11 protein-coding genes are annotated in these 14,102 nt (G+C 66.4%); 10 read left to right on the plus strand and 1 reads right to left on the minus strand.

Going from position 1 to position 14,102, the window contains the following annotated elements; translation table 11 throughout:
- The first annotated feature begins 205 nt into the window (after nucleotides 1–205).
- From ACP59X_RS13230 to ACP59X_RS13270, 9 genes are all read left to right on the plus strand, one after another.
- Nucleotides 206–1,891 (plus strand): sigma-54 interaction domain-containing protein, encoded by a 1,686-nt coding sequence (locus ACP59X_RS13230; protein WP_428559040.1) that lies wholly within the window; start codon nucleotides 206–208, stop codon nucleotides 1,889–1,891.
- Nucleotides 1,892–2,328: 437 nt separating this feature from the next.
- Nucleotides 2,329–3,654 carry a 4-aminobutyrate--2-oxoglutarate transaminase gene (gene gabT / locus ACP59X_RS13235; RefSeq protein WP_428559042.1) on the plus strand — a complete coding sequence of 442 codons (1,326 nt, stop codon included), beginning with the start codon at nucleotides 2,329–2,331 and terminating at the stop codon, nucleotides 3,652–3,654.
- 43 nt (nucleotides 3,655–3,697) lie between these two features.
- On the plus strand, nucleotides 3,698–4,945 hold the full coding sequence (locus ACP59X_RS13240; protein WP_428559044.1) for an ABC transporter substrate-binding protein: 1,248 nt from the start codon (nucleotides 3,698–3,700) through the stop codon (nucleotides 4,943–4,945).
- A 68-nt stretch (nucleotides 4,946–5,013) separates the two neighbouring features.
- Nucleotides 5,014–5,898, plus strand: coding sequence for a branched-chain amino acid ABC transporter permease (locus tag ACP59X_RS13245; RefSeq protein ID WP_428559046.1), 885 nt, complete (start codon nucleotides 5,014–5,016; stop codon nucleotides 5,896–5,898).
- 11 nt (nucleotides 5,899–5,909) lie between these two features.
- Entirely contained in the window at nucleotides 5,910–6,926 is a 1,017-nt protein-coding gene (locus tag ACP59X_RS13250) for a branched-chain amino acid ABC transporter permease (protein WP_428559048.1), read from the plus strand.
- Complete coding sequence (locus ACP59X_RS13255; RefSeq protein WP_428559050.1) at nucleotides 6,923–7,651, plus strand: ABC transporter ATP-binding protein; 729 nt, start codon at nucleotides 6,923–6,925, stop codon at nucleotides 7,649–7,651. The genes ACP59X_RS13250 and ACP59X_RS13255 overlap by 4 nt, the downstream gene beginning before the upstream one ends.
- Nucleotides 7,638–8,348, plus strand: coding sequence for an ABC transporter ATP-binding protein (locus tag ACP59X_RS13260; protein ID WP_428559052.1), 711 nt, complete (start codon nucleotides 7,638–7,640; stop codon nucleotides 8,346–8,348). The genes ACP59X_RS13255 and ACP59X_RS13260 overlap by 14 nt, the downstream gene beginning before the upstream one ends.
- Before the next feature lie 9 nt (nucleotides 8,349–8,357).
- Nucleotides 8,358–10,133 carry an aldehyde ferredoxin oxidoreductase family protein gene (locus ACP59X_RS13265; protein WP_428559055.1) on the plus strand — a complete coding sequence of 592 codons (1,776 nt, stop codon included), beginning with the start codon at nucleotides 8,358–8,360 and terminating at the stop codon, nucleotides 10,131–10,133.
- A gap of 143 nt (nucleotides 10,134–10,276) precedes the next feature.
- Nucleotides 10,277–10,933, plus strand: a complete 657-nt coding sequence (locus tag ACP59X_RS13270; protein ID WP_428559057.1) for a CBS and ACT domain-containing protein — start codon at nucleotides 10,277–10,279, stop codon at nucleotides 10,931–10,933.
- A 331-nt stretch (nucleotides 10,934–11,264) separates the two neighbouring features.
- Here ACP59X_RS13270 and ACP59X_RS13275 read toward each other — a convergent pair whose 3' ends face one another.
- Nucleotides 11,265–11,900: a class I SAM-dependent DNA methyltransferase gene (locus ACP59X_RS13275; protein WP_428559059.1), complete on the minus strand. Its 636-nt coding sequence runs from the start codon at nucleotides 11,898–11,900 to the stop codon at nucleotides 11,265–11,267.
- A gap of 142 nt (nucleotides 11,901–12,042) precedes the next feature.
- Here ACP59X_RS13275 and ACP59X_RS13280 point away from each other — a divergent pair, with 142 nt between their 5' ends.
- Nucleotides 12,043–13,983 (plus strand): sensor histidine kinase, encoded by a 1,941-nt coding sequence (locus ACP59X_RS13280; protein ID WP_428559062.1) that lies wholly within the window; start codon nucleotides 12,043–12,045, stop codon nucleotides 13,981–13,983.
- Nucleotides 13,984–14,102 lie beyond the last annotated feature (119 nt).

Genomic DNA, 14,102 nt, shown 5'->3' on the forward strand with positions numbered 1-14,102 from the left:
TCGCGTCGCGGGACACGCCGCCGGGAGCGGACCGGGCGCCAAAGGGCAACGCGCCGTCGTTTTGGCCCCCCCGTTTCGTCTGCCGCGCCCCTGGCCACCCTCCACCCCGGCCAAACGGCTTTGCCCTTGCCCCCCGGTCCGCTTCCATGCCATTTTGCCAGCGGCGGAAAACCCAGCCGCACATCGAGCCCCATGGAGCCCAGCCGTGGCAACGCCCTTCACCGACGCCGACATCGTGCGCTCCCTGGCCGGGCCGTTGCTCGCCGTGGACGCCGACGGCCGGGTGACCGTGGCCAACGCGGCGGCCAAGGCCCTGCTCGGGGCCAAGGCGGCCACGCCGGGCGCCGCCCTGCCCCTGGCCCGGCCCGACCTGTGGGCCGGGGTGTCGGCCTGCCTGGAAGGCGGCCGGCCGGGCTGCGTGGCCTTCGACGCCGGCGGGCGGCCCCAAAGCGGCAATGTCGTGCCGATCCTGCGCGACGGCCGCGTGGTGGGGGCCTCGATCCTGTGCGGCGAACGGCTGTCCGCGGACACCCAGCTGCGCTCCATCCTGGACTCGGTCTCCGACGGCATCTGGATCTGCTCCGGCGAAGGCCTCATCCTGGAGATCAACACCGCCTCCGAACGCCTCAACTCCATCGCCGCCAAGGACTACGTCGGCAAGGACGTGGCCTGCATCGTGGCCGAGGGCATGGTGGACCGCTCGGTCACCCTGGAAGTGCTGGCGACCGGAAGGCAGGCCAGCATGATCCAGCACATCACCCGCTCGGGCAAGCAGCTGCTGGTCACGGGCACGCCCGTGCTCGACGCCACGGGCGCGGTGTCGCTGGTGGTGGTCAACGAGCGCGATGTGACCGAGCTCAACAACCTGCGCCAGGGCCTGCAAAACGCCCGCAAGGTCGAGGAGCGCTACCGCAGCGAACTGGCCGAGCTCTCGCTGCTGGAGCTGTCCCAGAAGGACATCGTCTCCAACAGCCCGCAGATGCAGCGCACCATGCGCACGCTTTTAAAGCTCGCCCAGATGGACGTCTCGCGGGTGCTGCTGCTCGGCGAATCCGGTACCGGCAAGGGCCTTTTGGCCAAATTCCTCCATCGGGTGAGCCCCCGGGCCCAGAAGGCGTTTATCCAGATCAACTGCCCGGCCGTGCCGGAAAACCTCTTCGAGGCGGAACTGTTCGGCTACGAGAAAGGGGCCTTTACCGGCGCGCGCGAGGGCGGCAAGGCCGGGCTCATCGAGCTGGCCGCCGGGGGGACGCTGTTCCTCGACGAGGTGGGCGACATCCCCCTGCCGGCCCAGGCCAAGCTGCTCAAGTACCTCGACGACCACGAACTGCGCCGCCTGGGCGGGGCCGAGTCGCGCCTGGTGGAATGCCGGGTGGTGGCGGCCACCAACTGCGACATGGACGCCCTGGTGGAACGGCGGCTGTTCCGCAAGGACCTCTACTACCGGCTCAACACGTTCCTGGTGCGCATCGCCCCGCTGCGCGAACGCCGCGACGACATCTTCGGCCTGGCCGAATTCTACCTCTCCCAGCAAAACGCCCGCCACGGCAAGGCCAAGCGCCTGTCGCTTCGGGCCATGCGCCTGCTTGAAGCCTACGATTTCCCGGGCAATGTGCGCGAAATGGTGAGCCTGATCCAGAAGGCCTTTGTCATGAGCGACGACGACGACCTGACCGAGGCCCTGGAAGAGGCGCTCGCCGGCGACGACGGCGCGGCGGCGGCGGGCGGCGGGCCGCGCCCCCTGGCCGAATCCATGGAGCAGGCCTCCCAGCGCCGGCTGCGCGAGGCCTTGACCGCCTGCCGCACGACGCGGGAGATGGCAGCCTATCTGGGCGTGAGCCAGGCCACGGTGGTGCGCAAGCTCAAGCGCTACGGCCTGAATCGGGACTGATTCATTTCTGAATCAATCCGGTCTGCCCACAGCCGCCGCCGGGGACAGCCGTGGGGCGAACCCCCGTTTGGGCCTGTCGGCGCTTACGAAATTTTTCTTGGTTTTTCTTTGCATTGCCTGCCAGGCTGTCGTGCCGGCCCAGGCAAGGCCGCCCACGCCCCGGGGTTTTCCCGCGCCGTTTCCGCCCGCCCCACAATCTGAATCAATATTGAATCAGTGTCATCATATCGATTTTTATTGATATTAACTTTTTTGTCGATTCATAAATGAATCATCACCGCTCCTGCCAGCGCGAGGTTTTATCATATCTATATAAAATTATTTACTAAACAAAACAACACCCACTGGCGTGCTTCTTGCTCGAAGAGTTGGTTGACGTTTCGGTTTCCATTCTCCTGGGCATTTTTGCCCCAAACCGACAACCACGAGGATGCTTCGTGAATACCAACGACAAGGCCCACGATCTCCAGGCCATGCGCGACCGTTACATTCCCAAGGGCCACCCCAGTGCCACGCCCTTCTTCGTCGAATCCGCCTCGGGCGCCTTGCTGCGCGACGTCACCGGCCGGGAATTCATCGACTTCGTCGGCGGCATCGGCGTGCTCAACGTCGGCCACTGCAACCCCCGCGTCGTCGCCGCCGTCAAGGACCAGGCCGAGAAGTACCTCCACACCTGCTCCATGATCACCCTCTACGAGCCCTATGTCGCCCTGGCCAAGCGGGTGTGCGAAGCCGCCGCCGGACCGGCCCCGAAAAAGGCGCTCTTTGTCAACAGCGGTTCCGAAGCCGTGGAAAACACGGTGAAAATCGCCCGCTGCCACACCGGCCGCGCCGGCGTCGTGTCCATGAAGAACGCTTTCCACGGCCGCACGCTGCTGGCCATGTCGCTCACCAGCAAGGTCAAGCCCTACAAGTACGGCTTCGGCCCCATGGCCGCCGAAGTCTACCAGTACCCCTACTACGCCTACTGCTACCGCTGCCCGCTGGGGCTGTCCTACCCCGACTGCGGTGCCGCCTGCGCCGACAAGATGCGCGAATTTTTCATCGGCACCGCCGCCGCCGAACAGATCGCCTGCGTCATCGCCGAGCCCGTCCAGGGCGAGGGCGGCTTCGTCGTGCCGCCGGTGGAGTTCTTCGCCAAGCTCAAGGCCATCTGCGAGGAGTGCGGCATCGTTTTCGTGGCCGACGAGGTCCAGTCCGGCTTCGGCCGCACCTCCAAGATGTTCGCCATGGAGCACTTCGGCATCGAGCCCGACCTCATGAGCATCGCCAAGAGCATGGGCGGCGGCCTGCCCCTGGCCGGCGTGGTCGGCAAGGCCGACATCATGGATTCGGTCCATGTCGGCGGCATCGGCGGCACCTACGGCGGCAACCCCCTGGCCTGCCGGGCCGGCCTGGCCGTCCTCGACGCCATCGAGCAGGACGGGCTGCTCGCCGCCGCCGTGCGCCTGGGCGACACCCTGCAAGCGCGTTTCGAGGCCTGGAAGGACGAATTCCCGCTCATCGGCGACGCCCGGGGCCTGGGCGCCATGCGCGCCCTGGAGTTCGTCTCCGACCGGGCCACCAAGGCGCCCTGCCCCGAAGCGGCCAAGGGCGTGGTCAAGTACTGCCAGGACCACGGCCTGCTGGTGCTGTCCTGCGGCAACTTCGGCAACTGCATCCGGGCGCTCATGCCCCTGGTCATCACCGACGAACAGCTCGCCCGCGGGCTGGACATCATGGAACAAGGCATTCGCGAGGTCCATAAGGCCCTTGTGAAATAGTTGTGGCCCGACCGACAGCAACCGTCAACACACGAGGTATGGCATGAAAACAGGTTTGAAAGGATCGCTTCTGACGTGCTGCCTGGGCGCGGCCCTGGGCCTGGCCCTGGCCGCCTCGCCGGCTTTCGCGGCGGACAAGGTGGTCAAGATCGGCAACGTCGAGCCGCTGTCCGGCCCGTCGGCTTCGGTCGGCGTGCAGGGCAAGCAGGCCCGGGAAATGGCTGTCGAGGAAATCAACGCCGCCGGCGGCATCAAGTCCCTGGGCGGCGCCAAGCTCGAACTCGTCTACGCCGACAGCAAGTCCGACCCCACCGTCGGCGTCACCGAAACCGAGCGCCTCATCAACACCGAAAAGGTCAACCTCATGACCGGCTGCTGGAACTCCGCCGTCACCTACCCGGCCACCCAGGTGGCCGAGCGCTACGGCATCCCCTTCGTGGTGCCCGTGGCCGTGCGCGACACCATCACCGAGCGCGGCTTCAAAAACGTCTTCCGCGTGGCCGCCAAGGACTCCTGGTGGGTGCGCGACCAGTTCCGCTTCCTCAAGGACATGCAGGACGAAACCGGCGTGAAGCTCAAGACCATCGCCTTCGTCTTCGAAAACGGCGACTGGGGCACGGGTTTCGCCGAAAAGTGGCGTGAGCTGGCCAAAAAAGACGGCTACCAGATCGTCCTTGACGAGCCCTATCCCAGCACGGCCACGGACCTCACCCCGGTCGTGACCAAGCTCAAGTCCGCCAACCCCGACATCGTCCTGCTGGTGTCCAACGCCGCCGACGCCATCCTTTTGACCAACACCATGGCCGAAATGCAGGTCAAGCCCAAGGTCGTGCTGGCCAGCGGCGGCGGCCACGCCGATCCCAAGTTCCTGGAAAACACCGGCGACACCGCCTACGGCATCTTCGACGAAGTCGAGTGGAACACCGACGTCAACAAGCCCGGCGCCAAGGAAACCAACGCCAAGTTCAAGAAGAAGTACGGCTACGACCTGACCGGCGAGTCCGTGGACGCCTACGCCTCCATGTACGTCATCGCCGACGCCCTGGAACGCGCCGCCGCAACCGACCCGGCCAAGCTGCGCGACGCCCTGGCCGCCACCAAGCTCACCACCGGCCCGGCCATGATCGTTTCCTACGACGGCGTGGAATTCGACAAGGACGGCCAGAACAAAAACGCCGGCATCGTCATCGTCCAGGTGGCCAAGATCGACGGCAAGCCCGAACGCGTGACCGTTTGGCCAAAAATCGCCCGCCGCGCCGGCTACACCCCGGTCTTCCCGGCCAACAAGTAACCCCAAAAGCTGCGTCAACACCCGGGCGGCGCCGACGCCGCCCGGGGCAAACGTCCGGAGAAGGCTGCATGACCGCGGTGATTCAGGCGACAATTAACGGCATCATGATGGGCGCCATGTACGGGCTGACCGCGCTGGGACTCACCCTGATCTTCGGGGTGATGAAGGTGGTCAACTTCGCCCACGGCTCGCTCCTCATGGTCGGCATGTTCAGTGCCTACTGGCTGATCAAGCTCACGGGCATCCACCCGTACCTGGCCCTTCTAATCGTCCCCCCCATCCTCTATTTCTTCGGCTACTTCCTCCAGGACGTGGTGATCAAACCCGTGTTTCGGGCTGAACGGGAGGTCCGCGAACCGCTGACGGTCATCATCGTCACCACAGGTGTCTGGTATGTCCTCGACAACCTGGCGCTGATGCTTTTCGGCGCGGAATACCGCACCGTTCGCACGGCGATTTCCAACAAGTCCTTCGCCCTGGGACAGTTCATCGTCTCGATCCCGAAATTTTCCGGCTTCGTGGTGGCCGTGGCCACCGCCGTGGGGCTGGCCCTTTTCATGCGCAAGACCAAGATCGGCATGGCGTTGCGGGCCACCAGCCTCGACCGCGAGGCGGCCAACCTCATGGGCATCGACCAGTACAAGGTCTACAACATCGCCTTTGGCCTGGGCACGGCCATCGCCGGCATCGCCGGCTGCGTGCTCATCCCCTTTTATTACGTCTATCCGTCCGTGGGCGTTGTCTTCGACATCCGGGCGTTCATCATCGTGGTCCTGGGGGGGCTGGGCAGCATTCCCGGCGCCCTGCTCGGCGGCCTGGTCATTGGCCTTATCGAATCGGTCTTTTCGCAGTTCATGGCCTCGACCTGGACCGAAGCCATCATCTACGCCATTTTCCTGGTCATCTTGTTCGTGAAACCTTCGGGTTTTTTCGGCAACAAACAGGACTGGTAGGAGGCGACATCGTGAGCCGAAAACAACTCGACACCTCGCTGCTGACGCTGGCGGCCCTGGTCGCCTTCGGGCTGCCCCTGGTGGTGACCTCGCCCACCTATCTGCAAATCCTCATCCTGCTTTTCTTTTACGCCTACCTGACCACGGCCTGGAACCTGGTGGGCGGTTTCGCCGGCGTGCTGCCCCTCGGGCATTCCGTTTTCGTCGGCATCGGCGCCTACACCTCGACCATCCTGACGCTGCAGTACGGCGTCTCGCCCTGGATCGGCATGCTGGTCGGCGGGCTTTTGGCCGCCCTGGTCGGCGTCATCATCGGCCTGCCCACCTTCCGCATGCGCGGCGCCTATTTCTGCCTGTGCACCATCGCCTTCGCCGAGGGCATCCGGGTCATGGTGGAAAACATCGACTATCTGGGTCCGCTGCATGTCAACGGCCCCCGGGGACTGCTCATACCGCTCAAGGAAGCCTCGTTCTGGCACTACCAGTTCATGTCCAAGCTGCCGTACTATTACATCATCCTCGTCATGCTCCTGGTCGTTTTGGCCCTGACCTGGTTCATCTCCCGCTCGAAGATCGGCTACTACCTGGCCGCCGGCGGCGAGGAGCCGGAAGCGGCCGCCGCCCTTGGCGTCAACGTGGCCAACTGCAAGCTCCTGTCCATGGCGCTCTCCTGCTTCTTCACCGCCCTGGCCGGCACCTTCTACGCCCAGCTCATGCTCTACTTCTATCCCAAGGGGCTCATGGGCCTGGACCTGTCCTTCGAGATCGCCTTTATCGCCCTCATCGGCGGCCGGGGCACCATCGCCGGCCCGGTCATCGGCGCGCTGGTGCTGCGGCCCTTAAACGAATTCACCCGCATCTACTTAAGCGACATGCTGCCCGGCCTGCACCTGGTCATCTTCGGGCTGATCCTCATCCTGGTCATGCTGTATAAGCCGCAAGGCCTGACCGCGCCCCTTGCCGCCGCCTACGACAAGCTCGCCCGAAAGATCACCCGCGACACGGGCCCGAAGGGAGAAGCCGCATGAGCAACATCCTCGAAATCACCGGCCTCACCAAACACTTCGGGGGGCTTACCGCCGTGAGCACCCTGGACCTGCACATTAAGCAGGGCGAGATCCTGGCGCTCATTGGCCCCAACGGCGCGGGCAAGTCCACGGTCTTCAACCTGGTGGCCGGGGTCTACGCCCCGTCCGAGGGCACCATCCGCTTCAAGGGCGAGGTCATAAACGGCCGCAAGCCCTGGGACCTGTGCAAGATCGGCTTGGCCCGCACCTTCCAGATCGTCAAGCCCTTCGCCACCAAGACGGTGCTGTACAACGTCATGGTCGGGGCCTTCCTCCACACGGGTTCCACGGCCAAGGCCCGGGACAAGGCCGAGGAGGTCATGGCCACCCTGGGCCTGGCCCACCTGCGCGACCGGCTGGCCGGCAGCCTGACCATCGCCGACCGCAAGCGCCTGGAGATCGGCAAGGCCCTGGCGACGGGCCCCGACCTGCTGCTCCTCGACGAGGTCATGGCCGGACTGCGCCCCACCGAAGTCGACGACATGATCGCCGTCATCCGGGGCCTGCGCGACCGGGGTGTGACCGTTTTCGTGATCGAGCACATCATGCGGGCGGTCATGGCCCTGTCCGACCGGGTCGTGGTCATCCACTTCGGCCAGAAGATCGCCGAAGGCACGCCCGAAGCCGTGACCCGGGACGAGAACGTCATCAAGGCCTATCTCGGGGGGGATTATGACGCTGCTTAGCGTGGAACACATCGATGTCGCCTACGGCGACGTCCAGGTCATAAACGACCTGTCGCTGACCGTGGAGGAAGGCGAGGTCGTCAGCATCATCGGCGGCAACGGCGCGGGCAAGTCCACCCTGCTCAAGACCATCTCCGGGCTGATGACCGCGTCCTCGGGCGTGATCCGCTTCAAGGGCGAGCCCATCCACACCCTGCCGCCCGAGCGCATCGTCGAGCGCGGCATCGTCCACGTGCCCGAGGGGAGGCGGCTTTTTTCGCTGATGACCGTGGCCGAGAACCTGGAGATCGGGGCCTTCACCCCCCGGGCCTACAAGGAGCGCTCCCAGACCCTGCGCCAGGTCCACGCCCTGCTGCCGCGCCTGCTCGAACGCCAGGGCCAGATGGCCATGACCTTGTCCGGCGGCGAGCAGCAGATGGTGGCCATCGGCCGGGGGCTCATGGCCTTGCCGGGACTGTTGATGCTCGACGAGCCGTCGCTCGGCCTGGCCCCCATCCTGGTCAAGTCCATCTTCGACACCCTGCGCAAGATCGCCGATTCCGGCACCACGGTCCTTTTGGTGGAACAGGACGTCAACCATTCCCTGCGCCTGTCCGACCGGGGCTACGTGCTGGAACACGGCCGGGTGGCGCTTTCCGGCGAGGCCTCGCAACTGCTCGAAAACCCGCACATCAAGTCGGCCTATCTGGGCATCTAGGAGGCGGCCATGCACGGATTTTACGGGCGCATCCTCGCCATCGACCTCACCCGCCGCGCGGCGCGCGTCGAGGCGGCAAACGCGGAGCACCTCGCCGCCTATCTCGGGGGCAAGGGCCTGGCCACCCGGCTGCTGCTCGACCGCAACCCGGCCGGCGTCGACCCCCTTTCCCCGGACAACCACCTCATCTTCGCCACCGGCCCCCTGTGCGGCGGCCCGACCTGGGGCGCCAGCCGCTTCGGCGTTTTTACCAAGTCCCCCCAGACGGGTTTTTACGCCGAATCCTATTCCGGCGGCCGCAGCCCCCAAGCCGTGGACGCCGCCGGCTTCGACGCCGTGGTCATCTCCGGCGCCGCCGACGCCCCGGTGGGCCTGACCATCCACCCCGACGGCTGCGACTTCCACGACGCCGCCCCGTTGTGGGGCCTCGACGTCTACGCCGCCGACGCGGCGGCCCGGGAGCGCTTCACCCTGCCCCGGCCGGACGCCAAGCGGGTCGGGGCCGTGGTCATCGGCCCGGCCGGCGAGAACCTCTGCAGGCTGGCCATGATCGCCAACGAACGCTGGCGCTGCGCCGGCCGGGCCGGCGTGGGCGCGGTCATGGGCAGCAAGAAGCTCAAGGCCATCGTCTTCCAGGGCGACCGCCGGCGCCTGGCCGCCGACCCGGCCGGGCTTTCCGCCCACGCCGCCGCCTTCGCCAAGGCCGGCCTGGAGAACAAGGGGGTCAAGGCCTACAAGGCCATGGGCACCACCATGATGGTGGCGCTCATGAACACCGCCGGCGCCTTTCCGGCCAAGTACTGGACGCAAGGCTCGTGCGCCCACTGGGACCGCATCTCCGGCGAAACCTTCCACAAGGAACACGCGGTCGCGGCCCACGCCTGCGCCAAGTGCTTCATGTCCTGCGGCCGCCTGGCCACCCTGTCCTCGGGCCGCCACCAAGGGCTGACCCTGGAGGGGCCGGAGTACGAGACCATCTACGCCTTCGGCGGCCTGTGCATGATCGAGGACATGGCCGAGATCGTCTATCTCAACGACCTGTGCGACCGGCTCGGCTGCGACACCATCTCCGCCGGCAACCTCTGCGCCTTCACCGTGGAGGCCGTCGCCCGCGGCCGGGTGTCCTACCCCATCGGCTACAACGACCCCGACGGCACGGCCAACCTCATCGCCGACATCGTCGCCGGCCGGGGCATCGGGGCGCTGCTCGGCCAGGGCATCAAGGCCGCCGCCCGGGAGTGGGGCCTGGAGGACCTGGCCATCCACGTCAAGGGCATGGAGCCGCCGGGCTACGACCCCCGGGTGCTCAAGGGCATGGGCCTGGCCTACGCCACCTCCGACCGGGGGGCCTGCCACTTGCGCACCACCTTCTACAAGCCCGAACTCTCCGGCATGATCCCGCCCGACGCCGTGGCCGGCAAGGCGGCGCTGCTCATCGACTTCGAGGACCGCCTGACCATCTTCGACACGCTCATCCTGTGCCGGTTTTTCCGCGACCTCTACACCTGGGAGGAACTGGAAAAAGTCGTGCGCCTGGCCACGGGCCTCGACGGCTCCAAGGAGGCCCTGCGCCGGCGGGCCGCGGCCATCACGGACATGACCCGGCTGTTCAACCTGCGCGAGGGCCTGCGCCCCGAAGACGACCGGCTGCCCGAACGGCTGCACCGCGAACCCCTGCCCGACGGCCGCGTCCTGCCCCGCGAGGACCTCGACGTCATGCTGGCCGACTACTACCAGTTGCGCCGCTGGTCGCCCCAAGGCGTCCCCGCGCCCGCCGGGGCTTGAGCGCCGCGCCGCCCGGGGAAAAGCGGTCGTTTTCACGGCAAGACATTTAAATAATTATATATTAAAATATCCACCGTATTTCCAGGGACGCAACACGAATCGGGCCGGGCGATGATCCCACCCGCAGCGCAAGGAGCCCAAACATGCTTGTCGGCGATTGGATGTCGCAACACGTCGTGACCGCAACCGATGACATCTCCATGATCAAGGCCGGCCGGATCATGCGGGAGAAGAAGATCCGCCGCCTGCCCGTGGTGGACAAGGACGGCAAACTCATCGGCATCGTCTCCGAGCGCGACCTCAAGGCCGCCTCGCCGTCCTCGGCCACGACCCTGGACATGTACGAGATGACCTACCTGCTCTCGGAGATGAAGCTCAAGGCCATCATGACCAAGTCGCCGCTCTCCATCCGCCCCACGGACACGGTGGAACGGGCGGCCCTGATCATGCGCGACAACAAGATCGGCAGCCTGCCCGTGGTCGACGCCGCGGGCAAGGTCGTCGGCATCATCACGGACACGGACATCTTCCGGCTGTTCGTCTCCATCACCGGCATCGACCAGGGCGGCATCCAGATCGGCCTGCGCCTGGGCACGGGCGAAGGCAGCCTCAAGCCCGTCCTCGACGCCCTGCGCGGCCACGAGGCCCGCATCATCAGCATCCTGTCGTCCTACGACCGCACCGACGCCGCCCGCCGCGACGTCTCCATCCGCATCCAGGGCCTGCCCGAAACCCGCGAACGCGAACTGCGGGCCGTGCTCGAGGCCGGCAACCAGATCCTCTACTGGACCCGCGACTAGTGTCGCGTCCTCGTTTTTCGTCGATATAGTCGGTACGAGTTTGCCGAGTTAACATGGGCTCATGCCCGTAAAATCATATCGATGAATTTTGAGGACGTGACACTAGTCCTGTCCGGGGCGGCATCCTTCCCGTCCGGTGCCGCCCCGTCCCTTGCCGCCGGCTACGGCTCCTCGCCCCGGCCCCGCCCACCTGGCTGTCCCATGCCGATTCCGTTTAAAACGCGGAATACCTGCGACAATCATCATATTGCTATTTTTATAGAGCTACAGGAACACCTGACGTTGTGCTCTCCCTCCGGCATAAGGCCCGCCGACGCGGCCGGACGGCCGATCAGGCGTCCTTTGCCCCGTTCGTTCGGCCCTGCGCCGTCTTCCGGGCCAGCCAGACCGTATGCCCGCCGCAGGCCGTGTCCTCGACCCGGTGCAGCGCCACGGTGAAGCCGAAACGGCCAAGCAGCGCGCCGTATTCCTCGGCCGAAAGGCTGTAGTGGGCGAAACGCACGCCGTCCATGACCCCGTCCGACCGGCCGTGGGCCGGCCCCGTGGTGAAAAGCAACAGCCCGCCCGGGGCGACGAGTTCGCCGAATACCGGGAACATGCCCCGCTGGTCCTCGTAAGGCAGATGAAAAAAGCTGTCCCAGGCCACGACCGCCTCGAAGCGGCCGCGAAAAGGCAGCCGGCGCATGTCCGCCGCCACGAGGGCCATGTCCGGGAAACGCCGCCTGCCGGCGGCCAGCATCGGCCAGGCCGCGTCCAGGCCCACCACCCGGCGGCCGTGGCGGCAAAAAAAACCGGCCATGGGCTCGCCACCGCCGCAGCCCAGGTCCAGCACCGTCCCACCGGCCGGAACACCGGCCAGCACCGCTTCCAGGTACGGCCGCTCCATGGGCGGCTCACCCGCGTGCCGCCTGGCCAGGAACCAGTCCGCGATACGCGCGTAGCCGGCGATCACCCCATCCGTGTCCATAGGGCAGGCCTTTGTCTCGACGCGCGCCCGATTCCCGCGAAGTGCGGCATGACGGGTGCGTATTCGTGAAATAGTTGTTGGAAAAAAAGCCTTTTTTCGATTATACTCGGATCACGGCACCGCCGCAGCCATTCGAGGGGACATGAGCAACGCACCGGACGATGGGCCACCGCCCCCCCCTTCGCGCCCGACCGAGGCCCGCAACAGCCACCCGACCTCGACTGCGGCCCTTGCCGGTGACGACGCCATCCGTTTCGAAGACATCTTTTCCCTCGACGACATCCAGCGCATCCAGGACGCCTTCGCCGAGGCGGCCGACGTGGCCTCCCTCATCACCGACCCCGACGGCCGGCCCATCACCCGGCCAAGCCACTTCACGCCCCTTTGCCGCGACATTATCCGGGCCACGCCCCAGGGGCTGGCCAACTGCCGGCATTCCGACGCCACCCTGGGCCGTACCCGTAGCGAGGCGCCGACCATCACCCGGTGTTTGAGCGCCGGCCTGCTCGACGGCGCGACCTGCATCTTTTTCGGGGGCCGCCACATCGCCACCTGGCTCGTCGGCCAAGTCATCGACGAATCGACGGACCTCGAGTCGATCCTGGCCTACGGCCGGGCCATCGGCGCCGACGAAACGGCCTTCCGCCAGGCCCTCGAACGCGTCCCCCGCATGCCGCGGGCACGCTTCGCCAAGATCTGCCAGGCCTTGCGCCATTTCGCCAACCATCTTTCGTCCATGGCCCTGCGCGCCTACCGGCAGTCCGAACTCATCGGCGAACTGCGCCGGACCCAGGCCAGGGTCAAGGAACGCGACCGGCGCCTGGCCGACATCATCGACTTCCTGCCCGACCCCACCATGGTTGTGGACGCGGGCGGCGCGGTGGTCTTCTGGAACAAGGCCATGGAAAAACTCACCGGCGTGGCCGCCGTGGACATGCTCGGCAAAGCCGACTTCGCCTACGGGGAGCCTTTCTACGGCTACGCCACGCCGCTGCTCGTGGACTACGCCCGGGGGGCGGTGACCCGGCCCGACGACCGGTATGCCGTGGCCGAGCTGGCCGAGGATGCCATCATCGCCGAGGTTACCCTGGCGGTCCTGCCCGGCGGGCCGCGCCATGTCTGGGCCAAGGCCGTGGCCCTGCGCGACGAGACCGGCCACATCGTCGGCGGCATCGAGGCCATCCGCGACGTCACCGACCGGCACAAGGCCGAAAAAGCCCTGGCCGAGCACCGGCAGCGCCTGGAAATCGAGGTGGAGGAGCGCACGCGCGACCTGCGCCTGCAAGCCATGGAACTGGCCGAGGCCAACATTCGCTTGAGCGAACTGGACCGGATGAAATCCGTGTTCCTCTCCACGGTCTCCCACGAACTGCGCACCCCGCTGACCTCGATCCTGGGGTTCGCCAAGCTCATCGGCCGCGACTTCACCGAGCAGTTCCTGCCCCTGGCCGGGAACAACCCCACCCTGGCCGTCAAGGGCAAGCGCATCGCCGACAACCTGGCCGTGGTCTTCGGCGAGGCCGAACGGCTCACCAGGCTCATCAACGACGTCCTGGACTTAAGCCGCATCGAATCGGGCAGCATGAAATGGCGCGACAGCCGCTTCGCCCCGGCCGAGGTCCTGGCCAAGGCGGCCAAGACCATCGAAGGGCTGCTCGACCAGCGCCCGGAAGTCGCCTTCCGCTTCACCGCCGCAGCCGACGTCCCGGACCTGTTCATGGATCCGGACCAGTTGATCCAGGTCGTTTCCAATCTGTTGCAAAACGCGGTGAAGTTCACCCCGGCCGGCGAGGTGCGCCTGGAGCTTGCCCGCGACGGCGGCGCGGTGCGCATCGTCGTGGCCGACACCGGCATTGGCATCCCCACCGAGGAACTCGACTCCATTTTCGAAAAATTCCATCAGATCGGCCGCGGCGACACCATCCATGAGGCAGCCAAGGGCACGGGCCTGGGCCTGGCCATCTGCCGCCAGATCGTGCGCCACTACGGCGGGCGCATCTGGGTCGAATCCCGCCCGGGCAAGGGGAGCGCCTTCTTCGTGCACCTGCCGGCGGCGCCCCCCCGGGCTATGGACGGATACTAGGCTGGCAAAGGCCGCCAGGTCCGGGCAAGCGGCCCGCACTTGGTTGCCGCCCCCGGGGGCGGACGGAAACGAGAATCCCCGATGCCGCCAGGTCCGGGCAACCGGCCCGCGCCCGGTTG

This window comes from Solidesulfovibrio sp. DCME (genome assembly GCF_049995385.1).
Classification (GTDB): Bacteria; Desulfobacterota; Desulfovibrionia; order Desulfovibrionales; family Desulfovibrionaceae; genus Solidesulfovibrio.

Bases quoted from the DNA above. Each gene is read 5' to 3' on its own strand.
- ACP59X_RS13240 (WP_428559044.1), top strand. From the start codon at position 3,698: ATGAAAACAGGTTTGAAAGGATCGCTTCTGACGTGCTGCCTGGGCGCG.
- ACP59X_RS13245 (WP_428559046.1), top strand. From the start codon at position 5,014: ATGACCGCGGTGATTCAGGCGACAATTAACGGCATCATGATGGGCGCC.
- ACP59X_RS13255 (WP_428559050.1), top strand. From the start codon at position 6,923: ATGAGCAACATCCTCGAAATCACCGGCCTCACCAAACACTTCGGGGGG.
- ACP59X_RS13260 (WP_428559052.1), top strand. From the start codon at position 7,638: ATGACGCTGCTTAGCGTGGAACACATCGATGTCGCCTACGGCGACGTC.
- ACP59X_RS13265 (WP_428559055.1), top strand. From the start codon at position 8,358: ATGCACGGATTTTACGGGCGCATCCTCGCCATCGACCTCACCCGCCGC.
- ACP59X_RS13270 (WP_428559057.1), top strand. From the start codon at position 10,277: ATGCTTGTCGGCGATTGGATGTCGCAACACGTCGTGACCGCAACCGAT.
- ACP59X_RS13275 (WP_428559059.1), bottom strand. From the start codon at position 11,900: ATGGACACGGATGGGGTGATCGCCGGCTACGCGCGTATCGCGGACTGG.
- ACP59X_RS13280 (WP_428559062.1), top strand. From the start codon at position 12,043: ATGAGCAACGCACCGGACGATGGGCCACCGCCCCCCCCTTCGCGCCCG.